At 61.2% G+C, this 25078-nt stretch carries 22 protein-coding genes and 2 pseudogenes; 6 read left to right on the forward strand and 18 right to left on the reverse strand.

The window, feature by feature from the left end; all coding sequences use genetic code 11:
- Positions 1–23 precede the first annotated feature (23 nt).
- The 7 genes from B4383_RS07045 to B4383_RS07075 form a co-directional block, all read right to left on the reverse strand.
- Positions 24–1148, reverse strand: coding sequence for an acyltransferase (locus B4383_RS07045; protein ID WP_078290381.1), 1125 nt, complete (start codon positions 1146–1148; stop codon positions 24–26).
- On the reverse strand, positions 1145–2413 hold the full coding sequence (locus tag B4383_RS07050) for a glycosyltransferase (protein WP_078290304.1): 1269 nt from the start codon (positions 2411–2413) through the stop codon (positions 1145–1147). The genes B4383_RS07045 and B4383_RS07050 overlap by 4 nt, the downstream gene beginning before the upstream one ends.
- Before the next feature lie 49 nt (positions 2414–2462).
- A complete protein-coding gene (locus B4383_RS07055; RefSeq protein ID WP_078290303.1) occupies positions 2463–3263 on the reverse strand; it encodes a TylF/MycF/NovP-related O-methyltransferase in 801 nt (266 codons plus the stop codon).
- Positions 3264–3481: 218 nt separating this feature from the next.
- Complete coding sequence (locus tag B4383_RS07060) at positions 3482–4216, reverse strand: class I SAM-dependent methyltransferase (RefSeq protein WP_078290380.1); 735 nt, start codon at positions 4214–4216, stop codon at positions 3482–3484.
- A 190-nt stretch (positions 4217–4406) separates the two neighbouring features.
- The gene (locus B4383_RS07065) at positions 4407–5534 is read right to left on the reverse strand and encodes an acyltransferase (RefSeq protein WP_078290302.1); all 1128 of its coding nucleotides are present in this window, start codon (positions 5532–5534) and stop codon (positions 4407–4409) included.
- Between the two features lie 164 nt (positions 5535–5698).
- The gene (locus B4383_RS07070; RefSeq protein WP_078290379.1) at positions 5699–6772 is read right to left on the reverse strand and encodes an NAD-dependent epimerase/dehydratase family protein; all 1074 of its coding nucleotides are present in this window, start codon (positions 6770–6772) and stop codon (positions 5699–5701) included.
- Between the two features lie 140 nt (positions 6773–6912).
- Positions 6913–8172 (reverse strand): glycosyltransferase, encoded by a 1260-nt coding sequence (locus B4383_RS07075; RefSeq protein WP_078290301.1) that lies wholly within the window; start codon positions 8170–8172, stop codon positions 6913–6915.
- Between the two features lie 465 nt (positions 8173–8637).
- Between B4383_RS07075 and rfbA the strand changes: the two genes are divergently transcribed.
- Positions 8638–9504 carry a glucose-1-phosphate thymidylyltransferase RfbA gene (gene rfbA, locus B4383_RS07080; protein ID WP_078290300.1) on the forward strand — a complete coding sequence of 289 codons (867 nt, stop codon included), beginning with the start codon at positions 8638–8640 and terminating at the stop codon, positions 9502–9504.
- 136 nt (positions 9505–9640) lie between these two features.
- Positions 9641–9979 carry a hemophore-related protein gene (locus B4383_RS07085; protein WP_078290299.1) on the forward strand — a complete coding sequence of 113 codons (339 nt, stop codon included), beginning with the start codon at positions 9641–9643 and terminating at the stop codon, positions 9977–9979.
- 98 nt (positions 9980–10077) lie between these two features.
- Here B4383_RS07085 and B4383_RS07090 read toward each other — a convergent pair whose 3' ends face one another.
- From B4383_RS07090 to B4383_RS07100, 3 genes are read right to left on the reverse strand one after another with little or no spacing between them, the layout of a single operon-like run.
- Positions 10078–13023, reverse strand: a complete 2946-nt coding sequence (locus B4383_RS07090) for an RND family transporter (RefSeq protein ID WP_286143786.1) — start codon at positions 13021–13023, stop codon at positions 10078–10080.
- A gap of 11 nt (positions 13024–13034) precedes the next feature.
- The gene (locus B4383_RS07095) at positions 13035–15914 is read right to left on the reverse strand and encodes an RND family transporter (RefSeq protein WP_078290297.1); all 2880 of its coding nucleotides are present in this window, start codon (positions 15912–15914) and stop codon (positions 13035–13037) included.
- The gene (locus B4383_RS07100; RefSeq protein WP_139360596.1) at positions 15911–16327 is read right to left on the reverse strand and encodes an MmpS family protein; all 417 of its coding nucleotides are present in this window, start codon (positions 16325–16327) and stop codon (positions 15911–15913) included. Before B4383_RS07100 ends, B4383_RS07095 begins: the two co-directional genes overlap by 4 nt.
- A 537-nt stretch (positions 16328–16864) precedes the next feature.
- On the opposite strand from B4383_RS07100, the gene ramB reads away from it, so the two are divergent.
- Positions 16865–18295, forward strand: a complete 1431-nt coding sequence (gene ramB / locus B4383_RS07105; protein ID WP_078290378.1) for an acetate metabolism transcriptional regulator RamB — start codon at positions 16865–16867, stop codon at positions 18293–18295.
- Positions 18292–18825: a carboxymuconolactone decarboxylase family protein gene (locus B4383_RS07110; protein WP_078290295.1), complete on the forward strand. Its 534-nt coding sequence runs from the start codon at positions 18292–18294 to the stop codon at positions 18823–18825. The genes ramB and B4383_RS07110 overlap by 4 nt, the downstream gene beginning before the upstream one ends.
- 17 nt (positions 18826–18842) lie before the next feature.
- Here the strand turns inward: B4383_RS07110 and B4383_RS07115 are convergent, their stop codons facing one another.
- Together B4383_RS07115 and B4383_RS07120 are read right to left on the reverse strand one after the other, a co-directional pair.
- Positions 18843–19832, reverse strand: a complete 990-nt coding sequence (locus tag B4383_RS07115) for an aldo/keto reductase (protein WP_078290294.1) — start codon at positions 19830–19832, stop codon at positions 18843–18845.
- 1 nt (position 19833) lies between these two features.
- Entirely contained in the window at positions 19834–20253 is a 420-nt protein-coding gene (locus B4383_RS07120; RefSeq protein WP_078290293.1) for a MerR family transcriptional regulator, read from the reverse strand.
- Between the two features lie 179 nt (positions 20254–20432).
- Here B4383_RS07120 and B4383_RS26200 point away from each other — a divergent pair.
- Positions 20433–20585: pseudogene (locus tag B4383_RS26200) on the forward strand (APC family permease); the annotation flags it as partial.
- A pseudogene (locus B4383_RS07130) lies at positions 20582–21356 on the forward strand (LLM class flavin-dependent oxidoreductase); the annotation flags it as partial. The pseudogenes B4383_RS26200 and B4383_RS07130, both read left to right, overlap by 4 nt.
- Here B4383_RS07130 and B4383_RS07135 read toward each other — a convergent pair.
- From B4383_RS07135 to B4383_RS07155, 6 genes are read right to left on the reverse strand one after another with little or no spacing between them, the layout of a single operon-like run.
- On the reverse strand, positions 21353–21853 hold the full coding sequence (locus B4383_RS07135) for a carbonic anhydrase (protein WP_078290291.1): 501 nt from the start codon (positions 21851–21853) through the stop codon (positions 21353–21355). The pseudogene B4383_RS07130 and the gene B4383_RS07135 sit on opposite strands and share 4 nt — an antisense overlap.
- A 31-nt stretch (positions 21854–21884) precedes the next feature.
- Positions 21885–22346, reverse strand: coding sequence for a hypothetical protein (locus B4383_RS07140; RefSeq protein WP_078290290.1), 462 nt, complete (start codon positions 22344–22346; stop codon positions 21885–21887).
- Entirely contained in the window at positions 22322–22513 is a 192-nt protein-coding gene (locus tag B4383_RS26205; RefSeq protein WP_139360597.1) for a hypothetical protein, read from the reverse strand. The genes B4383_RS07140 and B4383_RS26205 overlap by 25 nt, the downstream gene beginning before the upstream one ends.
- Positions 22514–22567: 54 nt before the next feature.
- On the reverse strand, positions 22568–23965 hold the full coding sequence (lpdA, locus tag B4383_RS07145) for a dihydrolipoyl dehydrogenase (RefSeq protein ID WP_078290289.1): 1398 nt from the start codon (positions 23963–23965) through the stop codon (positions 22568–22570).
- A 38-nt stretch (positions 23966–24003) separates the two neighbouring features.
- Positions 24004–24765, reverse strand: coding sequence for a hypothetical protein (locus B4383_RS07150; protein ID WP_078290288.1), 762 nt, complete (start codon positions 24763–24765; stop codon positions 24004–24006).
- Positions 24758–25036, reverse strand: coding sequence for a putative holin (locus B4383_RS07155; RefSeq protein ID WP_139360598.1), 279 nt, complete (start codon positions 25034–25036; stop codon positions 24758–24760). The genes B4383_RS07150 and B4383_RS07155 overlap by 8 nt, the downstream gene beginning before the upstream one ends.
- Positions 25037–25078 lie beyond the last annotated feature (42 nt).

Raw genomic sequence — 25078 nt, forward strand, 5'->3', positions numbered from 1 at the left:
CTGATCGATGCCAGTTCTTGTCGTCACACCGCATCACGATCGACAGGTATCGGTGGCGACTCGTCTACCGCTGCAGTCTTCTTGCGAGTCAGCCGAGACTTCAGTGAGATCGCATGCTTTTCCACCACGAACCAACTGAAGGCCGCCAGCGGCACGGTGGCCGCAGTCGCAATAGCGAAGAACAGCAATATATTCAGGCTACCTAGGCCCAAGATGACCAGCAGCTGCTGTATGGGGTAGGCATAAATATACGTGCCGTACGACAGGTCGTTTCGTAGATTCAATCGTGGATTGTGAATGAGCGAGCCCGACACGATGACCGCATAGGCCAAGGGCAGCGCCGCGATATCCCGATAGTTCTCAAGCAGTCCAGAGGCCAGCACGAGGACGACGCTGAGCGCAACAAGCGACCACCGCGCAAGGATGACGTCCTTGTACTGATTCAGCAGGGCCCCCGCCGCGAACATCACGGCGAATCGGGCCACCATCTGCGGGATGGATGTCGCGGCGAAGACCGGATACGAGAGATATGCCGTCGCACAGAGAAAAAACACAAACGCCGCCGGAACGACCCATCGCCGCTTGAGTAACCCCGCGACACCCAGCACTGCCACCGCGATGTAGCAGATCATCTCGAAGACAAGCGTCCAGATCGATCCGTTCCACACTCCCGGCCACGGGACACCTCGCGGTGTGCCGTCGACGCCGGCGTAGTACACGTTCAGCAGACCATTGTTGAGGACGTACTCGATCGGCTTGTGCGAGGCGAACAAATCCGCGACCGAACCGCCCTGGATGAGAACGCTGACGGGGGCGATGACGAACGCAATGATCAGTAGGCACACCCACAGCCCCGGGAAAATGCGAAGGCCGCGGGCAACGGCGAAGTCTCGAAGCTTGGGCTTGCGCAACCAGCTCGCGGTGATGAGGAATCCCGATACCGCAAAAAAGCCGTCAACGCCCACCTGCTCGATGAGTTGCTCAAAGGGCCGGTAGGTGATCGTGCGACCGGTGAGCGGCCAGGAATGCCAGAATATGACGCTCACCGCCAGGATCAATCGCCATGCGTTCAACGCATTGTTTCGCGGGTCGAACACCTGGCCGAGTGTCGAACCTCTCGCCGGCCGCGTGTCGCCGCTCCCGCTCACGCGGAACACCGCGCGCGTGCGAACTGCTCCATGGCATCGGCTGCAGCTACGGCACTTTCACCGGGTTTGGTCATTCCTTCCGCGAGCTCTCGAGCCCGGTCGACGTAGTCCGGAGCAAGAATCCGCCGCAGGTCCGCGACCAGAGATCCGCGAGTAGTGGTCGAAAAACGCCGCGTGGTACCCACTTTCAGCTTCTTGATCTGGCCACCCCAGAGCGTTTGATTGGCATCCATCGACAAGATCAACGTGGGGACCCCCGCACGCAGACTTGCCGCGGTGGTGCCCGAGCCACCGTGATGCACGACCGCCCGGCAGGCCGGAAAAACCGTCGCATAGTTGACCGCTCCCACCACCTTCACGTGATCGGGAAGCTGCGCATCGCTGAAATCGGTCCATCCGGCGCCCACCAAGGCCCGCTCACCCAGCTCCGCACACGCGGAGCCAATCATTTCGAGTGCGGCAGTGGGAGATTCCACCGGCATGCTGCCGAAGCCGAAGAAGATCGGCGGCGTTCCCGACGCGATCCACGACGCGACATCCTCATCAGCCTCGGCGGTCAACGCCATGGTCAGCGAACCAACAAACGGCCGCAAACCGTTCCATTTCTTCCACTCTGCCGCCAGCCCGGGAAAACACACCGCGTCATAGCCCTGGATTTCCAGCGATCCGCGCTGCGCGATCCGCTGTGGCGACGGTGCGGACGCCTTCGGCAGGCGGAGTTCGCGCCGCTGCGCGTCTTCCACCTTCTTGTTCAGGCGCCAGGCCAGCCAATCGAAGGCCGTCATCGCCGTGCGCCCCAATCGGGACGGCAGGATGGTGACGAGCTGACCATTGGGCCGCATCGGGATGTGGTGCAGCGTGACCAATGGAATGTCATGATATTCAGCGACATTCGCGGCCGGCTCCTGATAGCTCTGCCCTGCGAACAACACATCGGCACCCTCGGCCGCGGACATCAGCGTGGTGTTCATCTGCGCCCAGCACTCATCGCTGAGCTCCCACATCTGACGCCACATCCTCCGAATCTCCCGCACCTTCCAGAAGGTGTGGAAGAAGAACGTCCAGAAATTGCGATACACGTCGAGCCAGGTCTTGGTATCCAACCCGTAGGAAACCGTCTCCAGCCCCGCCGACTCCGTAAAGCTCATCAGGTCGGGCGGCACGGCCATGACCACGTCGTGTCCCCTGCGCTGCAACTCACGAGCCACGACGACGGAGGGCTCGATATCGCCCCGGGTTCCGTAGCTCGCCAGCACAAACTTCATCGCCTCTAACGCCTTCCGGGTATCGCGGTTCAGTGGAGTCAGGCCGCCCTCATTCCTTGCGCCAAAACACGCCAGTACCGTCAATTTCCACGATCTCCGCGGCTATCCCATGCTTCACGCGGTAATCCGTGACGGCCTGTTTGCACGAGTCAAGCGCGTGGTAATCGTCGATGATGCAAAAACCTCCGGGCGACAAACGTGCGTAAAGCCCGTCGAGCGCCTGGATTGTTGATTCATAGAGGTCGCCATCAAGCCGCAATACGGCGATTCGTTCTATCGGCGCATCATGCAGCGTGTCTTTGAACCAGCCGGGAACAAAACGGACCTGGTTGTCCAACAAACCATAGCGCTGGAAATTGGCCCTGACATTCTTTTCGGTCACCGCCAGGATGGGCGCTGCGAGGTGCAGCCTATCTCCCTTGTCCGCCTTGTAATTCGCGGTATCCGGAGGAGGCACCCCCTCGAACGAATCGCAGAGCCAGACATTACGCTCCGTATCCCCATACGCGGCGAGAACTCCACGCATGAGGATGGACGCACCACCGCGCCATACTCCACATTCGACCAGGTCGCCCGGCACGTGATCAGCGAGCGCCGTCTCAACGCACTGCTGCAGACTGGTGAGTCGCTGCATCCCAATCATCGTCAACGCATCCGCCGGCCAGTCCAGACCCAAGTCACGTTTGTGCGCATCGAACGGCCGCTTGCGCACGAGCACGTAGTCGCCAAATTTGAAAAAGGGGCGGTGCAGCCAGTTCCAACCCACTGGCACAAGTTCGTCAACTCCGTATCTGGTGAGGTCCTTCCGAAGAAGGTCCAGATAAGCGGATCGAGTGTCGTAATCGGTCACGGTCAAGAACTGCCCCTATCTCGAAATGCTGGTGTCCCGTCCCAGCGCTAACAATAGCCGTCAGAACGACTCCGTCGACACGTTTCGGACCGGGCCACTCCCCTTGTAGGGGCGGCATTTTCGGTGGAATCTGTCAAGAATTCTTATGCACGAATGTCACCAAATATCTGGTACTCGCTCCCGACGGATCTCCCATGGCCCTTCATTAGTATTCGGCATCATCGGAACACGGCACGGGGCAGCTGCTTGGGCTCTTCTGCCCGATGAATCACGACCACGGAGTCGAACACCTCGATCCGGTCGATGATGGTGGCCGCGAACGGCACCTGGACTTCCTCAAGCTGCTTGGGATGGTCCTCCATGATCTGGTAGACCGACCTCATCTCCATATAATGAGCATGCATTGCATCCATCAGCCATTTGGTGAAGTCGATGAAAGATTCACGCTGATCGCGGTAAATCGTCCAGTAGTTGGCACAGACATCCTCGACGATGTAGACCCCACCGGGCCGCAGACGCGGAAACAGATACCTGAACGACCCGATCATCTGTTGAGGAGTGTGGCCGCCGTCATCGAGAACGGTGTCGAACGGCCCGAACTCCTCGACCACGGTCCCCAGAAAATGCGAATCGGTCTGATCACCGATCCGCACATGGATATTGCGTCCGGGGTCGTCGTGCTGCGCAGCCCCGGGGTTGATGTCGAGACCCACGATCGTGGCTTGCGGCAGGTGCGCGCGCCACATGTGCAGAGATCCGCCCCGATCCACCCCGATCTCGAGCATTCGCTCGGTCCGCGTGAGAGCGTGCTGATAGATGGGCAGGTAATGACGCAGCTTGTGCACATTGTCGGTGTTCTCGAATATCCCCCCGATAGGGGTATCGGCGGGTGCTGAGTGGTCAGCCCGCATCGAGACCGTCCTGGCGAGGTCTGGGCCCAGCGCATCGAGCATTCGGCGACGGCCCGCGTACGGATAACGCCGCGCGATGAACGGCGGTGTGCGCTGCAGTGCCAGACGGAAGAGCGGCATGATCACGAGATCCTTTGCTGTCCTTTGATGTTCGAGGAACATCGCCCACTCTCAGAATCCCGAAACGCCATGTAAATCAGCCTACCGACATCTTCATGGTGACCCCTCTGCGCTAACTGTCCTCGCGCGGCGACAGAGCCCGTTCTCGCAGTTCCGGACTATCCGAATCCGCTGGCCCGGCCGGGGTCGCCGTCGGGTCGATTTTCTTGCGTCTGAGGCGCGATTTGAGCGCCAGTGCGCGCTTCTCGACCAGGAACCAACTGAATGCGGCGGGCACCAGCGTCGCCCCCGCCGAGACAACAAAGAAAACGAAGGGGTTCAGGCTGGCTAAACCTGCGACAGCCAGAAACTGCTGTGTCGGCGACGCGTAGATGTAGACGCCGTACGACAGGTCCGTCTGTATGTTCATGCGCTTGTTCTTGATCAGCACACCCGACACCACGACGGCATAGGCGAGAGGAAGAGCGCCGATCACACGGTAGTCGGGCAGCATGCCCGAGGCCAGCACAATCCCGACGCTCGCCACCACAAGCGACCATCGGGCTGGTATCACGTCTCGCCACTGATACAGCAGCGCGCCAGCAGAGAACATGATGGCGCTGCGCACCGCGAGCTGCGGGATTGTCCATAGCCCGGGGAAGGTCAGCGGCGGCAGGAGAATTGCCGCAATCGTTGCCAGTATCAATATCACCGGCGCTGTCCATCGGCGGCTCGCAAGCCCGAGTAGCCCGAGCCCCGCGACGGCGATGTAGCACATCACCTCAAAGACGAGTGACCACAGGGACGCGTTCCATATTCCCGGGTACGGGATATCGCGCGGCGTCCCACCCACATCGAACTGAAGCTGCACCAGTGCGCTGTTCTTCAGCATGTATTCGATCGGTGCGCTGGAGAACAGCAGCCTAGCGGCCGAGCCACCCTGGATCGCAACACTGAGCGGAGCGATGACAAAGGCCGTCACCGCCAGCACGACGTAGTAGCCCGGCAATATGCGAAGAGCCCGAGCGATGAAGTAGTCGCGCGTGCTGGGGTTACGGAGCCAACTCGCAGTGATCAGAAACCCGGAAAGGGCAAAGAATCCGTCAACTCCCACCGAGAACAGCAGTTGGAGTACTGCCTTCGATTCCACGACGTGCCCGGTAAGTGGGAACGAGTGGAAAAGAATGACCTCGGTCGCCAAAGCGAGCCGACAGGCGTTCAGCGCGTTGTTTCGCGAATCGAATACAGAACCGAGCTTCATGCGCCTCCACCACTCTTCGCTGGAAGCGCCATCGTATCCTCATATCAGTTCGAGATCAGGCTTTCCGGTGTTTCCACATGTAGTTGGAAAACATTGTCACAACTGATGATTCACAATCATGACCCGTCTTCTCGCCACCAAATCTCCGTCGCGCCGCGATGTGCTCAAAAACGATTCGGGCAGCCCTTGTCGATCCATTCGAGAAGGGCATGCAGGCCGTCCTCAAGCGCCCACTTCGGACTCCACGCGAGCTGTTCGATTGCCGGCTCGATATCGCAACTCGCGGCGCGCACATCGCCGTCCCGGAACTTCCCGACAACAGCGGGCTCGGGTGCGGCACAGATGTCGGCGACCTTACGGGCCAACTCGTCAATGGTTGTCGCGGTGCCAGAACCGATATCAAGGGTGCGTCGCTCGACTGCGGGCGCGTGCACCGCGGCGAAGAGTGCGTCGACAACATCGTCGATGAAAACAAAGTCTCGGACTATCCGGCCGTCCTCATAAATCTCCAGCGACTGCTTCTCGCGTGCCAGACGCGCGAATAGGGTGACGATTCCGGTGTAGGAATTGGTGAGTGACTGGCCGGGCCCGTACACATTCTGTAGTCGCAGGACGCTGAGGTTAGTGTCGCGCGCGGCCGCCCAGGATGCCAACAGATGTTCCTGGGCAAGTTTGGTGCTCGCATAGATGTTCGTCGGGCGGGGCTCTGTCCGACCGGCACAGCTGGGAAGCGGCTCCGACGCCTCCCCCGCAGGTCCTTTCGGATCCCACTCGCCGGCGAGTAGTTGTGCATGACTGCGCGGGCGCGGATAGAAGACGTCCGCACCGGACTGCCACGCACCTTCGCCATACACCGCGCGCGACGACGCAAGCACCAGCTGATCCGGCACAAGTGCCGCACGACTCAGGGCGTCAAGGAGTTGGGTGGTGCCCACCACATTGACCGCACCGTGGCGCGTCGCTTCCGAAAGCGACTGCGCCGTACCCGTCTCCGCAGCCAAATGAACAACCTGCGCGGGTTCGAACAAGCGAAGTACGGCGTCCCAGTCAGGGGCATGGGTGACGTCTCCGGTGAAGAGCCGCACCGACGGTGGGAGGTCGATCTCTCGACCTCTGGCGTGTACCTGCGGGTGTAGGACGTCCATCACCGCGACGTCGTATCCCGCTTGAACCAGACGGTTAGACAACGCGGATCCGATAAATCCCGCTCCACCAGAAATGAGTACAGATTTCGACAAAGCCGACGCCTCCCGTTCTTTACAGAGCAGCTCGCTGACCCGCACACACCGGTAATGTGTTCCGGGTCAATGATATCGATGGTCCACGTGTGATCACACGGGGTTCTTCCGGCATGGGCCGCCGCAGGGCAACGCCTGACCTAAGCACGGGCGGCCCTCTCCTCCAACAGGTCGGCCGCCTTGTTGACGCTCTCGTACGGCTTGGACATGTGGGGAGCGATCGCCCGAGCCCGGACCGCACATTCCGGGCTGAGGATCTCCCGCAGGTCCGCGACCAGCGTCTCGCGAGTCGTAGTCGAAAAGCGCCGGGAGGTACCCACTTTCATGCGCTTGAGCTGACTTCCCCAAAATGGCTGATCACCAACAGTCCAGAGGATCAAGGTAGGCACTCCGGCGCGCAGACTCGCCGCCGTGGTGCCCGAACCGCCGTGGTGAACGATCGCTCGGCTCACCGGAAATACCGCCGCATAATTCACCACTCCGACCACCTTGACGTGCGGGGTGGTGTGAACATCGCTGAAGTCAGTCGCGCCGGCACACACCAATGCGCGCTCCCCCAATTCCGCGCATGCTGAACTGATCATCTCCACTGTCTCCGCCGGAGATTCAACCGGGATGCTGCCCGAGGCGAAACAGATAGGCGGTGGCCCCGCGGCGATCCATGACATGACCTCGTCATCGGCCGCCGTCATCAACTCCATGGTGAGCGCACCCACGAACGGCCTTCGTCCGCCATACTTTGCCCATTCCTCCGCCAGCCCGCGAAAGCAAATACTGTCGTAAGCCTGGATTTCCAGCGACCCGCGCTGGCCGATCCGGCGCGGCGAAGGGCTCCCCGCCTTGGGCAAGCCGAGCTCACGCCGTTGCGCATCCTCCGCCTTCTTGGTCACGCGCCAGGTCAGCCAGTCATAGGCGGTCATCGTCGTGCGCGTCAACGGCGGAGGCAGGAGCGGAAAGAGCTGACCGTTGGGGCGCCACGGCATGGTGTGCAGGGCAACCAACGGGATCCCGTAGAACTCGGCAACATTGGCGGCCGGTTCCTCATAGCCCACGCTGGTCGACAGAAGATCCGATCCATCTGCCACCGACACAAGAGCCTTACTCATTTCCGACCACTGTTCGGTGACCAGTTTCAGGGCCTGCTGACACAACGCGACCAGATCCTGAACCCTCCAAAAATGGCGAGTCCACGACATCCACAAGTCGCGGTATTCATCGAGCTGCGGCCCCACATGAACGCCGTAGGGCACCGCCGAGAGTCCGACCGACTCTGCGAAGCCGATCAAGTCAGGCGGAACCGCCATGCGCACTTCGTGTCCCCTGCGCTGCAGTTCCCGTCCGACAGCAACGGCAGGTTCGATATCGCCGCGCGTGCCATAGCTTGCCATGGCAAATTTCATGACGGTATCGACCTCCCCGATATGTTTACGTACTCGCAGAATGGCCGTCAGTGCTGCCGGTCATTATTACCGATCTTGTGCGTCACGGATAGCCTCAAGATGATGGGCACACATGTGTCTCCAAATCCCAAAACACCAATACAGCTACAGCCGAAAGAATTCCGTTCCATGGATTTCCACACGTAAAATCGCTATCTCGGATGACGCGGCAATGCAATACGGGCCGATCCGTATTCAGCAGGTCTCACGATATCTGTATGCGGCTGCGGGCGTGCCGGATCGATCTTGACAGACTTTGTCGTGACTCAGAGGTCACCGACGCCACTCGCACGCCCCCTCCCCGCGATTGATTCCGTCGGCATTCCGTCTTCATACGCGATAGGGTGGCCTATGGGTTGCGCCGCGACAGCGTAGAAAATGTCGCCGCCGCAACCGAACTCGGATTGTCGTCGAGTAGGAGCACACATGCGCGGCATCATTCTCGCGGGCGGGTCGGGCACTCGCCTGCATCCGATAACGACGGGTGTCAGCAAGCAGTTGCTGCCGGTGTACGACAAACCGCTGATCTATTACCCGTTATCTACCCTGATCATGGCCGGAGTCCGCGACATTCTGGTGATCACCACGCCTTTTGACGCCCCGGCATTCGAGCGACTTCTCGGGGACGGCTCGACATTCGGCATTAGCTTGACCTATGCGGTCCAGCCCAAACCCGAGGGGCTAGCGCAGGCGTTCGTCATCGGTGCCGAGCACATCGGAACCGACACAGCGATGCTGGCACTGGGCGACAACGTCTTCTACGGGCCCGGCCTGGGTACCAGTCTGCGCAGGTTCGAGAACATCAGCGGTGGAGCGATTTTCGCGTACTGGGTGGCTAACCCCTCGGCGTATGGCGTCGTGGAGTTCGATGCCGCGGGCGTCCCGTTGTCCCTGGAAGAAAAGCCGGCAAATCCGAAATCCCACTATGCGGTGCCCGGCCTGTACTTCTACGATAACGATGTCATCGAGATCGCGCGCTCGCTGCAGAAGTCTGCTCGGGGCGAGTACGAGATCACCGAGGTCAATCAGACCTATCTGGATCAGGGACGTCTGTCCGTCGAGGTGCTGCCGCGTGGAACCGCGTGGCTGGACACGGGCACGTTCGACTCACTGCTGGACGCGAGCGATTACGTACGCACGATCGAACGCCGCCAGGGCCTAAAGATTGGCGTGCCGGAAGAAATTGCGTGGCGTGCGGGTTTCATCAATGACGACCAGCTCGCTGCACGTGCCCAACAGCTACTCAAATCTGGCTACGGAAGTTACCTACTTGAGCTCTTGCAGCGGAAATAGACCGATGTTCTGGTCGGCGGTAACACAATGGATTGTCGGACGTATAAATAGTCATGGGTCTGAGTGCACCCTGGGCCTTGGGTTTCGTTGAATACGTAAAGTTGATGTGGTCGGTACGAGGGAGGCTATTGAGAACATGAACAAACTGTCACTGACGAAGATTCTGGCGGCCGTTGGCGGTGCCACGCTGGCGTTGAGCGCGGGCGCTGGACTCGCATCCGCAGACCCTGTTACGGACGAGATGGTGAACAGCACCTGTACGTACGATCAGGCGAACGCGGCGCTGCACGCGGAGAACCCGATGGCCGCGGAGTATTTCGACCAATCACCCCCGAATCAGCAGTTCATGCAAGAGTTCCTCAGTTCACCGAAGGCCAAGCGCGTGACCATGATCAACCAGGTCAGGGGCAATCAGGGCATCGAGTTCGTCATACCCGTCTTCCAGCAGATGGTGCGAAGCTGCCACAAGTACTGAGTCTTTACCCACAAAGGCCGGGCAGAGGTGAACCCTCGCCCGGCCTTTTGCGTTGGCAACATCGCATCGAACACCAAAGCGATTGAACCAAAGCGTGATTAGTTGGTGAACTTCGGCAGCTCGGTGGTCGGATCGTCATCGTCCTGTCGGGCCGAGACGGACGGTGCCGGGCGGGCGCCCACGGGCTCGAGCAGAGCACTCGGCGGTCGCGGCCGTACTCGCTGCGGCCACCAGAACCACCGGCCAAGGAGCGCCGCGATCGACGGCGTCATGAACGAGCGCACGATCAGCGTATCGAACAACAGGCCCAGCCCGATGGTGGTGCCGATCTGACCGATGATCTGCAGATCGCTGACGACCATCGAAGCCATGGTGGCCGCAAACACCAATCCGGCTGATGTGACAACCTTTCCGGTGCCGCCCATCGCGCGGATGATGCCCGTGTTCAGCCCCGCACTCAGCTCCTCTTTCATCCGGGAGACGAGAAGCAAGTTGTAGTCGGACCCCACTGCCAGCAGGATGATCACGGACATCGCCAACACCATCCAGTGCAGATTGATGCCAAGGATGTACTGCCACAGCAGCACCGACATGCCAAAGGACGCGCCCAGCGACAGCGCCACCGTACCGACGATCACCAGAGCCGCGATGAAACTCCGGGTGGTGATGAGCATGATGATGAACACCAGGCAGATCGCCGCGATGCCCGCGATCAGCAGGTCGTAAGTCGAGCCGTCCTTCCAGTCCTTCGCGGTTGACGCGGCACCGGCGAGGTAGATCTTGCCGCCCACCAGAGGCGTTCCCTTAAGCGCCTCCTCTGCCGCGCTACGGATCTGCTCAATCCGGGTAATGCCCTCCGGCGACATCGGATCACCATTATGAGAAATGATGAACCGCACCGTCTTTCCGTCCGGCGATAGGAACGAGCTCATCGCACGCTGGAAGTCGGGGTTTTTGAACACTTCTGGGGGCAGGAAGAACGAATCGTCGTTCTTGGAGGCGTCGAATGCCTGTCCCATGGCCATCACGTCATTGGTGGATTCGTCCATCGAAGCGAACTGCCCGGACATCGTGGCGTACATGGTGAGCACCGAGGTCCGCATGCTCTGCATGACCTCGATCATCTGAGGGAACTGGACAAGCAGCTGCGGCATGATGGCGTCCAGCTGATCCATGTCCCTGACGAGAACCAACAACCCGTCATCGAGCGCGTCGACTGCGTCCATCGCATCGAAGATCGATCTGATCGAGAAGCAGATGGGGATGTCGAAACAGTGCTTTTCCCAATAGAAATAGTTGCGGATCGGCCGAAGGAAGTCATCGAACAGCGCAATGCTGCCCCGCAAGTCGTCGGTGAGTTGCTGCACCTCATGTGTATGGGCCGTCATCCGGTGCGTGGTCTCGGACATCTTCTTCATCACGAGGTACGTGCGCTGCATCGTCGCGATCATCTTCGACATATCCTCAGCCTGCTTTTGCATGTCGGCGATGCGCTTCTTCTGGAATCGAGTCGCCTGTACCTGGCCGGCGCTTTGCAAGCTGAGCAAGAAGGGCACCGATGTGTTGGCGATCGGGGTTCCCTCGGGGCGGGTAATCCCCTGGACCCTCGACACCCCACGCACCTTGAAAATGGCCTTGGCGACCTTGTTCAGCACCAGGAAGTCGGCAGGGTTACGAAGATCCCGATCGGTTTCGATCAACAACACGTCGGGCGTAAGACGCGACTCGGAGAAATGTCGTTGTGCAGCAGCGAATCCCTGGTTGGCGGGGATATCGCCGGAGATGTACAGCCGATCGTTGTAGCTCGTCTTGTACCCCGGCAACGTGGATAGCCCCACCAATGCCACGGCCAACGAGGCGACCAGGATCGGTGCGGGCCAGCGGACAACAGCCGTACCCAGCCCGCGCCACCGCTGAACCCGCAGCTTGCGTGTGGGTTCGAGCAACCCGAATCGGCTGGCCACCGCAATCCCCGCGGGAACCAGCGTGACCGCGACCGCGACGGCCGCCAGCATGCCGATGGCACACGGGATGCCCATGGTTTGGAAGTAGGGCAGCCGCGTGAAATGCAGACACAGAATGGCTCCGGCGATGGTCAGCCCGGAGGCCAAGACAACGGGGGCCACGCTGCGATATGTGGTGTAGTAGGCCGTTTCCCGGTCCTCACCGGCCTGGCGCGCCTCTTGATATCGACCGAAGAAGAAGATCCCGTAATCGGTGCCGGCGGCGATGCTCAAGAAGACCAGCATGTTGACGGCAAACGTCGACAACACGAAAACATCGTGGTAGCCGAGAAACGCCACAATGCCACGGGCAGCGGCCAATTCGACACCGACCATGATCAGCAGCAGGATCACCGTGACAACGGAGCGATAGAGGATCAACAGCAACGTGAAGATGATGACCACGGTGACCGCGGTGATCTTCAGAATCGACTTATTGCCCGCATGCTGCATATCCGAGGCGAGCGGTGCCGCACCGGCCACATAGACCTTGACGTCGGCCGGAGTGGCGGGCAACGTCCGATTGACGATCTCGCGGATCGCGGCAACCGATTCGTCCCCCACGGCGGTGCCTTGATTACCAACGAGATTCAACTGCACGTATGCAGCCTTTTCGTCGGGACTCTGCACACTCGACGACGTCAGCCGATCGCCCCAAAGATCCTGCACGTGCTCAACGTGTTTGGGATCGTTACGCAGCTCGCGGATCAGTCCGGCGTAGTACGCATGCGCGTCCTCGCCGAGCGGCTCCTTCCCCTCGAGCACGATCATCGCGGAGCTGTCCGAGTTCGATTCGTTGAAGTCCTTGCCCATGCGCATGATGGCCTTGACGGCCGGCGCATCCTGTGGCATCAGCGAGACCGAACGCGCTTCCGCGACGTTTTCCAACGCGGGGATCGCCTTGGTCCAGTCCCAATTGACCGACGCCAGCGTCGTATACAGAATCAGCGCCAGCCAGCCCAGGATGATCAGGGGCGACAGGTTTCGTATGGTTCGCGCGATAAACGGCCGCGAATGTGCTGAGTTTGACTCAGCATTCACACCCGACCTCATCAGTTCCTCTGCAGCACGGAGCGGACGAGGCGCGGTCCCTTCCACCCGTGCACCGCGCCGACTGGCCGGGGAGACACCTGCAGTGGCCACCAGAACCACCGGCCCAGGAGCGCGGCGATGGCCGGCGTCATGAACGCTCGCACAATCAGGGTGTCGAACAACAGGCCCAATCCGATTGTCGTTCCCACCTGCCCAAGGGTGAGCAGGTCGCTAACGATCATGGAGCCCATCGTGGCCGCGAACACCAGACCGGCGGCGGTCACCACCTTGCCGGTACCACCCATCGCTCGGATGATGCCCGTATTGAGGCCGGCGCCCAACTCCTCTTTCATGCGCGAGACGAGTAGCAGGTTGTAGTCGGACCCCACCGCGAGCAGCACGATGACCGACATGGCCAACACCACCCAGTTGATCTGGATACCGCAAATGTGTTGCCAGACAAGAACGGACAGACCGAACGACGCGCCCAGCGACAACGCCACGGTTCCGACGATCACCAGGGCGGCGACCAGGCTCCGCGTCATCAACAACATGATGATGAAAATGAGGCACAGCGCCGCGACACCCGCGATCAAGAGATCGTATTTTGATCCGTCGACCAGCTCGCTGACACCTGCCGCCGTACCGGCCAGAGAGAGCTTGGCGTGCTCCAGCGGAGTTCCCTTGAGCGCTTCCTCCGCGGCGGTCTTGATCGGCTCCACCCGCGAAATGCCTTCGGGCGTCGCGGGATCTCCGCGCTGAGATATGAGCATGCGCGTGGACTTGCCGTCGGGCGACATGAAGATCTTCATGATCCGCTTGAAGTCCTTGTTGTTCAGAACATCCGGCGGCAGATAGAAGGAGTCATCGTTCTTCGACGCGTCGAACGCCTTACCCATGGCGGTCGAGTTCTCGGTGGATTCATCCATCTGGGCGAAGATGCCGGACATCGTGCTGTGCATCGTCAGCATCGATTCGCGGGTGCTCTTCATCGTGTCGATCATCACCGGGAACTGCTCGAGTAGCTGCGGCATCAGCCTGTCCAGCTCGTCAAGATCGCCTACCAGAGTCTGCATCTTGTCCGTCACCTGGTCGACGCCGTCGAGCGCATCGAAGATCGACCTGATCGACCAGCAGATGGGAATGTCGAAGCAGTGCTTCTCCCAGTAGAAGTAGTTACGGATCGGCCGCCAGAAGTCTTCGAAATTTTCGATGTGGTCCCGCAGCGTGGACATATCTTTCTGAAGATCGTGCGTGGTGCTGACCATCCGGTGAGTGGTCGCCACCATCTGTTTCATCAGATCGAACATGCGCTGCATAAGCGCGATCGTCGTTCCCATGTCATCGGCCTGCTTGAGCATGTCGTCCATACGCGCGCGCTGGAACGGCAGACTCAACCGCTGGCTCGCATTCGACATGCTGAGCATGAAGGGCACCGACGAGTGCTCGATCTGCGTTCCCTCGGGACGCGTGATGGACTGCACGTTGGCGATGCCGGGTACCGCGAACACCGCCTTGGCAAGCCTGTTCAACACCAGGAGATCGGCCGAGTTACGCATATCGTGATTGGCCTCGACCAGCAGGATGTCGGGTGTAGACATCTTCGATTCGGGGAAATGCCGTGAAGCGGCGACGAGTCCCTGGACCGCGGGGATGTCCTGCGGTATGTACTTCGCGTCGGTGTAGCTGGGGTTGTATCCCGGCAGCGTCAAGAGCCCGATAAGTGAGATCGCCACCGTCCCGGCGAGAATCGGTCCGGGCCAGCGCACAATCGCGGTGCCCAGCCGCCGCCAACGGCGCGTCGTCACCTGCCGCTTGGGATCGAACAGCCCGAAGCGACTACCCGCGGCGATGCATGCCGGTACCAGGGTGAGCGCCACCGCCACCGCGACCAGGATGCCGACCGCACCCGGGATACCCAACGGCTTGAAGTAAGGCAGTCGGGTGAAGTGCAGACATGCGATCGCACCCGCGATAGTCAGGCCGGATGCCAAGACGACCTTGGCCACCCCGCGATAGGCGGTGTAGTACGCGCTCTGGCGATCCTCGCCTGCCTGACGCGCCTCCTGATACCGCCCGGTGAAGAAGATTCCATAGTCCGTACCTGCGGCAATACCCACAGACACCAGCAGGTTGACGACGAAGGTGGTCAGACCCACGATCCCGTGCATGCCCAGGAATGCGACGAGTCCCCGCGCGACCTGCAGCTCGATACCGACGGTGAACAGCAAGATGATGACCGTGATGAAGGACCGGTAGAGCAGGAGCAGCATCAGGAAAATCACGCCGACACTCACCAGGGTGATGAGAACGACCGTCCGGTTTCCGCTCTCCGACATATCGGAGACGACAGCCGCGGGACCCGTGACATAGGTCTTCACCCCTGGCGGCAGCCCCGGGGTGTTCTTGACGATCTTCTGGACGGCCTCCACGGATTCGTTCGCATCGGCCTGACCAAAGCGTCCGGTGAGATTCAACTGCACATACGCGGCTTTTCCGTCCGCACTCTGGGCGGCCCCTGCGGTTAGCGGGTCACCCCAAAAGTCCTGGATGTGCTGCACATGTTTCGGGTCGTCCTTCAATTGACGGACGACGGCGTCGTAATACTTGTGCGCGTCGTCGCCGAGGGGGTTCTCGCCCTCGATCACGATCACCGCGACACTCTCGGAATTGGATTCCTGGAAGACCTTCCCCATCTGCGTCATCGCTTTGACGGAGGGCGCATCCGGCGGGCTGAGGGAGACCGAATGTTCTCTTTCGACGATCTCCAGCGGTGGCACCTTGACGGTCAACACGACAGTGATCGCAAGCCAGCCCAAGATAATAAATACCGCGCCCTTGCGGATAATGGTCGCCATTACCGGCCGGTGTGATTGGCCTTTACCGCCGTCCTCGCTCATGCGGCCTTCAGCAAGCATGAGGTAAAGGCATTGGTCTGAGTACTCACCTTCTCGGACTTAACCTCATCATCCACGATAATGCGGCAGCCAATACTGCCACCATCTCCCTGCGCCATGATGCTTCCCACGGCGGTCGTCTTGCCGATCTCGAATTTCACCGACCACGGCAGCGGGATTTTTTGAATGTACAGCGGATCGCCATTGACATCGAAATAGCTGATATCGGCGACATTCCCCGGCGAGCCAAAAACCTCATACGACATCTTCTTGGGATCAAACGATTTGGAGTCGCCGACATTCGTGTCGGCATACGACGGACGGTTCTCGGAACCGAATACACCGTGGAGCCGCGACACCGTAAATCCGCCGACGCCAATTACCGCGAGCACCAGCAGCGGAATCCACAGACGCATCAAAAGCCGAAGAATCGTAACCCTCCTCGTCTATCGCCGCATCCGGCACCATGCTCGGACATGCACATCCCAAATTGCAAAACGCGGAACACCGCAGCGGTGCTCCCCAGCCGTTAAAGATTAGACCATGCATGAGAGTCGCGTATGTGCCCGTTGCACACCCGATATGGAATGAGTAGCACGCTATGTGGGATACATGCGTGTACAGATTTACTGCACGGCATCTTGGGCAACTCCTGTGACTGTATTTACCATTCCGCACGAATGAGTGAACAGATAGCTAATCAGCAGCTGGAGCCCCTGTTTGTGACCTCGGTATCCAACGGCCAGGCACAGTGGCGCCGGTCATAGCGAGAAGCAGCTCAGCTGACCGTGTTCGCCGGTGACCTTGACTGCGGTACATCCAGAAAGCAAACCAGCTTGATTGCTCGGTGACCTCAGGGCCCCACTTGCCTCGCCGCGGACCGGATCCTGGACGGATCCGAACCTTGCCAAGACTGCGAAGTTGGAGTTGGCAAGGCGCGTAGGCTGGTGAACGTGTCCAAAACGTATGTTGGAGGGCGCCTTCGTCAACTTCGGAGCGAACGCGGGTTCAGTCAAGCCGCGCTGGCCCAGATGCTGGAGATCTCCCCGAGCTATCTCAATCAGATCGAGCATGACGTCCGCCCACTCACTGTGGCGGTGCTGCTGCGTATCACCGAGGTGTTCGGTGTCGACGCGACGTTCTTCTCCTCCCAGGACGACAGCCGCCTTATCGCCGAACTGCGCGAAGTGGTGCAGGACAAAGACCTGGACATCGACGTCGATCCCGCAGAGATCGCCGATGTGGTCGCCGGGCATCCCGCGCTGGCCCGCGCCATGGTCAACCTGCATCGGCGCTACCGGATCACCACCACGCAGTTGGCGGCGGCCACTGAGGACCGCTACACCGACGGCAGCGGCAGCGGATCGATCACCATGCCGCACGAAGAAGTACGCGACTACTTCTATCAGCGGCACAACTATCTCCATGAGCTCGACACCGCGGCCGAAGACCTGACGGTTCGGATGCGCATGCACCGGGCGGACCTGGCCAGAGAGATCGCCGACCGTCTCACCGAGGTACACGGCGTCCACATCGCCCGGCGCATCGATCTCGGTGACAGCGTCCTGCACAAGTACGATCCAGGATCCAAGACGCTCGAGATCAGCAATCACCTCTCTGGTGGGCAACAGGTTTTCAAGCTGGCGACTGAGCTGGCCTATCTGGAGTACGGCGATCTCATCGACACCATGGTCGACGACGGCAAATTCACCTCGGAGGAATCACGGAAACTGGCACGCTTGGGCCTGGCCAACTACTTCGCCGCCGCCACGGTCCTTCCCTACCGCCAGTTCCATGGGGTGGCCGAGGATTTCCAGTACGACATAGAACGGCTTTCCGCCTTCTACTCGGTGAGCTACGAGACCATCTGTCACCGGCTGTCCACCCTGCAGCGCCCCTCGATGCGTGGGGTCCCGTTCTCGTTCGTCCGGGTTGATCGTGCCGGAAACATGTCCAAACGTCAGTCAGCGACCGGTTTCCATTTCTCCTCCAGCGGTGGCACCTGTCCGCTGTGGAACGTCTACGAGACCTTCGGCAACCCGGGCAAGATCTTGGTCCAGGTGGCGCAGATGCCCGACGGGCGCAACTACCTGTGGGTGGCGCGCACCGTCGAACGGCGTGCGTCGCGGTACGGCCAACCAGGTAAGACGTTCGCGATCGGGTTGGGTTGCGAGCTACGGCACGCGCACCGGCTCGTCTATTCGGAGGGTCTGGATCTGTCCTCCGAAGGTGCGACCACGCCGATTGGTGTGGGCTGTCGCGTGTGCGAGCGCGACAACTGCCCCCAGCGCGCCTTCCCGGCACTCGGGCGGGCACTCGACCTTGACGAGCACCGAAGTACGGTGTCGCCATACCTTGTTCAGCAAGAAGGAGCCCGACAGTGAGCGATGGCCGTATCCCATCAGGTGGTCTGCGTGAGCTCGGACCGGTCAACTGGGTGATTGCCAAGGGCATGGCACGCGCAATCAGCGTGCCGGAGATGCACCTGGCGACCACCCTCGGACAGACGGGCGTCCGGTTCTGGCCGTGGCTGGCGTACTCCGGTGCGATTCTGCGCGGCACCAAACTCTCTGCCCGCGATACCGAAGTAGTCATCCTGCGCGTGGCCCACGTACGTGAGTGCGAGTACGAACTGCAGCACCACACCCGCATCGCCAAGGGTGCCGGTATCGATCCCGCGTATCAAGAGCGGATCTTCACCGGGGCCAGCGCCGAGGGACTCTCCGACAAGGAGCGCGCACTCATCACCGGTGTTGATGAGATCCTCACCACCAGAACACTTTCCGATGACGCGTGGGAGGGACTCGCCAAGTTCCTGGACCGCCGCCAGCTCATCGGCTTTTGCCTGCTCGTCACGCAATACGACGGCCTGGCTGCGACCATGTCCTCCTTGCGCATCCCGCTGGATCACTGACGTACCAGAGGCATGGGCTACTGGTCGAGCAGCGCCGTGTGCTGCGCCGAGTAGCGCTCCCCGGACGCCGGTGCCAAACCATCCAGCCGGGCAAGCCGTTCCGCTGACAGCGCCGCGTCCACCGCACCCGCGTTCTCTTCCACGCGCGCAGCCTTGGTGGTCCCGGGGATCGGCACGATGTCTTCACCGCGAGCCAGTAGCCAGGCCAGTGCAACCTGCGCCGGAGTCAGGCCGGCCTCAGTGGCGACCGTCTGCACCTGCTCCACCAGGGTCAGGTTGGCGTCGAGGTTGTCCGCGTTGAACCGCGGCAGGTTCTTGCGGAAGTCATCGTCCGAGAGCTGATTCGCCGACCGGATAGCACCCGTCAGGAAGCCTCGGCCCAGCGGTGAATAGGGCACGAGCCCGATACCCAACTCCCTCAGGGTCGGCAGCAGCTCCGACTCGACGTCGCGGGTCCACAGCGAGTACTCCGACTGCACCGCGGTGACCGGATGTACCGCGTGTGCCCGGCGCACCGTGGCCGCAGAGGCCTCCGACAGTCCAATCCGGCGGACCTTGCCCTGGCGCACCAAATCCCCCAATACCCCGATCACCTCTTCAATGGGCACACTGGGGTCGACGCGATGCTGGTAGTACAGGTCGATGTAATCGGTACCAAGCCGGCGCAACGAACCCTCGACCGCGACAACGATATTCGCTGGCGAGCTGTCAGGGGTGAAGAGTGCGCCAGTGCTGTGCGAGACCAGCCCGAACTTGGTGGCCAGCACCACCTCATCCCTGCGACCCGCGATGGCCTTGCCCACAAGCTCCTCGTTGGCATAGGGGCCGTATATCTCGGCGGTGTCGATGAGGGTTACCCCGAGATCCAACGCCCGTCGCAGCGCCTCGATCGAAGCCTGCTCGTCGGGGCCCGCATCCGAACCAAGCGGCTGGTAACCGGAGGACATCGACATGGCGCCCAAGCCAATTCGCGATACCGGCAGGCCACCGATCTGTGTGTACTTCATGTCAACCCTTCTTCTGTCCCACTGCGGCAGCCGGGGCGCCGTTGACCGACTCGGTGTAATACGCAACCTTGAAATCGACGACCTTGAGGTCTTCGGTGAGCCGCTCCATCGCGGCCATAATCCGCACACGCTGCGCGAAGAGCAGCTCCAGTCGCTCGGCGTGGGTCTCCTCGCCGCCCTCCAACAGCTGGATAAAGCGCCGCATATCGCGCACCGGCATGCCAGTGCGGCGCAACCGCAGCATCAGCTGGATACGCTCGATGTCGTCGTCACTGAATCGGCGGCGGCCACCGCCGTCTCGCGGCACCCGGGGGAACAAGCCTTCGCGCTCGAACCAGCGCAGCGCGTCGATCGACAGCCCGGTCCGTTGGGCAACGTGCGAGATGGGAAACCCGCCATTCTGCGGCTCACTTGTGCTCACAAAGCCACGGTAGAACCTGGAGTCGACTCCAGGTCAAGTGGGACATACGCGCAGGGCGAGCCTTAAGTCATCGCAGGTGCCGACCGCGGCGTCGCGGGTGCCGTTGACACGTTCTTGATGCCACCTCACCATCGGAATATGCGCTTGGCCCCGGACTGTAGGTAGGCGTGCAATTTCGTGTGCTGTACTTCGAGTCCTTCCTGGACGCGATCGGAATCCACTCGGAGGCAACCGCGTTCAAACTCGCACTGGTGGCGGTGGTCGTCGCCGTCGCGGTCTATCTTCCCCACCGCAGCGTGTCCATCTCCGCCAAGTATGAGCTCGTCTTCGAATTCACGTCGCCAACCACGATGGCGAGTTTCACAAGGTCAAGGGGCCACTCGGCGTCACACCCTCCTGCCAGGGCCACCCCGTGATCTTTCAGGCCGGATCTTCCACCACCGGAAGGGCCTTCGCCGCCAAACATGCCGAGGTGGTCTTTACCGGGCAGACCGACATCGACCGCGCCAAGAGTTTCTATCGACAGCTCCACGACGAAGCCCATGCCTCCGGACGAACCCCCGCGCCCCTGATCACACCTTCCCTCGGTGTCGTTGTCGGCTCCACCGAGGCCGAGGCACGTGCCGCGGAAAGCACCGTCTACGAACACTTCATTCCCGCAGATCCTGCGGGGTGGCTCCTCGAGGTGGATGTCAACGTCATCGGCGCCGACCTGGACGGCCCGGTGCCGGCGTCGGCATTTCCGGAGAGCACCGACCCGCCAAACCGCGCTCGCCGGATACAAACACCTTGCCACCATGGGCAATCCGACGGTTCGGGAGTTCCTCTACCGTACCTTGAAGGCGTTCGGTACGAGGTTTGTCGGCTCCGCCGAGCAGGTCGCCGATCAGATCGAGCTGTGGTTCACCGAGGGGGCGGCCGACGGCTTCATCCTGAGTACGGCGGGGCTACCCGGCCAATTCGAACTATTCACCGAACTGGTGGCGCCAATCCTAGTGCGTCGCGGCATTTTCCGCGCCGAACACGCCGGGTCCATACTGCGCGATCACTTGGCGTTGCCCTGGCCGGCGCCGCAGCGCGCGCCTGCCCTTCTTACCCGCTAGGCCTCGGCGGCGACCTCACGCAACGTGCCGTCCTTGACGTCGTAGACGAATCCGCGCACGCTGCCCTTCCGCGGAACAAATGGGTTGGCCTTGATCCGCGCCACCGACTGGCGAACGTCCTCGTCCGGATCGGTGAACGCCTCGGCCGACCACGGCGGTTTGATCCCCGTCTCGTCCTGAATCGAACGCTTGAAGGCATCGTCGGTGAAGGTCAGCATGCCGCAGTCGGTGTGATGGATGAGAATGATCTCCTCGGTGCCCAGCAGCCGCTGCGAGATGGCCAACGACCGGATCTCATCCTCAGTGATCACTCCGCCTGCATTGCGAATGACGTGCGCGTCACCTTCGTGAAGGCCGAGCAGACCATACGGATTCAGGCGTGCATCCATGCACGCGACAATCGCGACCTTGCGGCCCGGGGGCAACGGCAGAGCACCCTTGTCGAAGCTGGCCGCGTAAGCCTGTGCGTTGTTCAGCAGTTCGTCAGTGGTCGACATGGCGCGAAGCTACGCGCGAGCGCATACCTGGTCAACGGTTACGAGCGATCTGATCCCAGATGTGATCGCACACCTTCAACAAATACTCGCGGACGCAGCCGTGCGGCGGATACCAGCCACCGCTCGACTCGGACTGTGCATCGCGCACCAACCCACGGACCTCGCCGTCCGAGTCAACGGCAAGGAGCTCGCCGGGCGCGACAGCGAAGGGCACGGCACAACTCGAACCCACGATCTGGATCACCGACAGCGGCTCACGCGTTCGGGGTCCAAACATGGCCACACTCTTACCTTCGAGTTTGTCATGGAACTCCTGTGCGCTGAGAATTCCTTCCCGCCAACGAGTCCCGTCGAGGATCTGTTCTATGGACAGCACCTCACCGATGTAGCTACTGGTCAATCCGTTGGTGTCCGCCAGGAGTTCCCGATGTTCGGAATGCGATGCCGCACCGAGATGCGCAAGCGATATCAGCTCAGCGACGATCTCGGCCATCGTCGGTGGTGACGGGCGGATATCGCGCCCCCGGGTTCGGGCGCGGGGTCCATCTCCTGCTCGGCCAGATACATGCCCTGCTCAAGATTCTCGTGATGTAGATAGGAATACAGGTCCGGCCACATCGTCCGCGAATCGATGTCGAGCAGAAACACACTTCCCGCCACGTTCCCCCCTTTACCGCCCAGCAGATTACGGCGGGCCCCCCGGCCCGCGAGAGATCAGAAGTTGATCATGTGCCCCGCGAGTCCGTGGAACGCCTCCTGTAGCGCCTCGGACAACGTCGGGTGCGTGTGCACGTTGCGTGTCAGTTCGTTGACCGTGAGGTCCCACTTCTGCGCGAGTGTCAGCTCGGGCAGAAGCTCGGAAACATCGGGGCCGATCAGGTGTCCGCCGATCAACTCGCCGTACTTGGCGTCGGCGATCAGCTTGACAAAACCGGTCGGATCCGCGAGCCCGTGCGCCTTGCCGTTCGCGGTGAATGGGAACTTGGCCACCTTGACGTCGTATCCCTCGGCACGAGCCTGCTCCTCGGTGAGCCCGAAGCTGGCGACCTGCGGCTGGCAAAACGTCGCCCGGGGCATCATCCGATAATCGCCCAGCTCCAAAGTCTCGGCACCGGCGATGGTTTCGGCGGCGACAACACCCTGCGCCTCCGCGACATGGGCCAGCTGCAGCTTGGAAGTGACATCACCGACGGCGTAGATATGCGGCACGTTAGTACGCATCCGCTCGTCAATGGCGATCGCGCCGCGGTCGGTGAGCGCGACACCCGTGTTGTCCAAGCCGAACCCCTCGACGTTCGGAGCAAAGCCGATGGCCTGCAACACCTTGTCGGCGACGAGCTCGCTCTCCTGCCCGTCCTTGCTGATCTTGACCGTGACCTGCGATCCGCTATCGGTGATCGATTCGACCTTGGTACCGGTAAGGATCTTGACGCCCAGCTTCTTGTACTGCTTCTCGATCTCCTTGGACACCTCGGCGTCCTCGTTGGGCAGCGCCCGCGGCAGGAACTCAACGATCGTGACATCCACGCCGTAGTTCTTGAGGACGTAGGCGAACTCCATACCGATGGCGCCGGCGCCGGCGATGATGATCGATCCGGGCAGCTCGCGGGTCATGATCTGCTTCTCATAGGTGACCACGTTCTCCGACAGCGCGGTCCCGGGTACCAGCCGCACGCTGCTACCGGTGGCGATGATCACATTGGCGAAGGTCAGCGTCTCTGTCGAGCCGTCGGCCTTCTTCACGGCCAGCGTGTTGGCATCGCTAAAGGTACCCACGCCCTCGTGCTCGGTGATCTTGTTCTTCTTCATCAAGAAATGCACACCGGCCACGCGCCCCTCGGCGACCTTGCGGCTGCGGTCGAACGCGGCACCGAAATCGAAGGTCGCCTCGCCACTGATGCCGAATGTCTTGGCTTCCTTGGTAAAGATATGGGCCAGCTCCGCGTTACGCAGCAGCGCCTTAGACGGGATACACCCGACATTGAGGCAAACCCCGCCCCAATACTTCTCCTCGACGATGGCTGTAGTCAGGCCCAACTGGGCTGCGCGAATGGCCGCGACATAGCCACCGGGACCTGCTCCGAGAACGACGACGTCATAGTGTGCAGTCACGCACTCCACCCTAGTAGGACGACGTCAAGCGGGGAGCGTCAAGCCCGGTCTCGGTACTGAATACCCCAACTGCGCAGCGGTTCCGGGCACAGTGACTGAACCCCGGGCACCGAGGGTGCGGTGCACGCCACATAGCCATATTTGACTCCGGCGGCCGCCACCGAGATCGCTGGCGCCGTCAACACGGCAAAAGCGAGGGCGACAACTATCGGGCGCGGCTCCACCATGGCCAGCAGTAGCGCGACCACCACACAGATAAACACCCAGATCAGCACGTAGGTGACCGCGATCGTCCGGTCGTTCGGCAGCAGGGTCTCGAACCAGTGCTGATAAAGCAGCAGCCCAACCGCACCGGCCGGAATCCACACCGCCAACAACAGCAACAACAGCACCCAGCGCTTCAGGAAGGCCGGTTCCCGCTCCGCGGGTACCCGTACCGGCTTCGCTGGCTCGTCGGCCACCACCGGAACCGCGCCGGTATAGGGGTCGGGCGTCATCGATTCGGCCGACGTGACCGGCATCGCGCCCGTGTAATCGCTGCCAACGTCAAACGCCGCGGTGAGCGGCAACGCATCGGTGTCGATGCGGCCGGTGGTTACCAGGTCTTCGTCATCCTTGAACGCCGAGAACGCGGTGAAGGTGGCGGTATCCAGACCGTCTCTACTCCTGCCGCCATCTATCGGCACGGCCAGCGGATCGGCGAGGTCGCCCTCGACGATGCTCGGCCTCTCCGTGCCGTCTACGAGCTCGGTCTCGGCGCTCGTCTTCTCGACTGTGTTTTCCGCATTTTTGTCAGACACTGTGAATCACCTGTATCGCCGCAAGAATCCCGAACCACCCGGGAGAAATCGCCAGCACGAATGCCGCCAGAACCGTCATCCATTTACGCGTGGACGCGATCAAGATAAAGAACCCGATCAGGCTGGGTACCGCGACAACAACGCCAATGAATAGGTCGGGCCGCACCGGTTCGTGCACGATCAACACGCTAGACATTCCAGCGACAAGTCCAACTGCTATCCCCAGCAGCATCGCGCTAGCTACAACCTGCGCGCGTGGCAGTGGTATCACGAGAAAACTCCTGCTCGGTGTTCTGTCCGCCCCCGGGCCACC

Origin of the sequence: Mycobacterium sp. D16R24 (assembly GCF_002013385.1) — a bacterium.
In the GTDB taxonomy this organism is placed as follows: domain Bacteria; phylum Actinomycetota; class Actinomycetes; order Mycobacteriales; family Mycobacteriaceae; genus Mycobacterium.

Coding starts and splice junctions, on each gene's coding strand:
- B4383_RS07095 (WP_078290297.1), bottom strand. CDS start 15,914: ATGAGCGAGGACGGCGGTAAAGGCCAATCACACCGGCCGGTAATGGCG.
- B4383_RS07140 (WP_078290290.1), bottom strand. CDS start 22,346: ATGGCCGAGATCGTCGCTGAGCTGATATCGCTTGCGCATCTCGGTGCG.
- rfbA (WP_078290300.1), top strand. CDS start 8,638: ATGCGCGGCATCATTCTCGCGGGCGGGTCGGGCACTCGCCTGCATCCG.
- B4383_RS07115 (WP_078290294.1), bottom strand. CDS start 19,832: ATGAAGTACACACAGATCGGTGGCCTGCCGGTATCGCGAATTGGCTTG.
- B4383_RS07100 (WP_139360596.1), bottom strand. CDS start 16,327: ATGCGTCTGTGGATTCCGCTGCTGGTGCTCGCGGTAATTGGCGTCGGC.
- B4383_RS07065 (WP_078290302.1), bottom strand. CDS start 5,534: ATGAAGCTCGGTTCTGTATTCGATTCGCGAAACAACGCGCTGAACGCC.
- B4383_RS07075 (WP_078290301.1), bottom strand. CDS start 8,172: ATGAAATTTGCCATGGCAAGCTATGGCACGCGCGGCGATATCGAACCT.
- B4383_RS07085 (WP_078290299.1), top strand. CDS start 9,641: ATGAACAAACTGTCACTGACGAAGATTCTGGCGGCCGTTGGCGGTGCC.
- B4383_RS07050 (WP_078290304.1), bottom strand. CDS start 2,413: ATGAAGTTTGTGCTGGCGAGCTACGGAACCCGGGGCGATATCGAGCCC.
- B4383_RS07135 (WP_078290291.1), bottom strand. CDS start 21,853: ATGTCGACCACTGACGAACTGCTGAACAACGCACAGGCTTACGCGGCC.
- B4383_RS07060 (WP_078290380.1), bottom strand. CDS start 4,216: ATGCTCGATGCGCTGGGCCCAGACCTCGCCAGGACGGTCTCGATGCGG.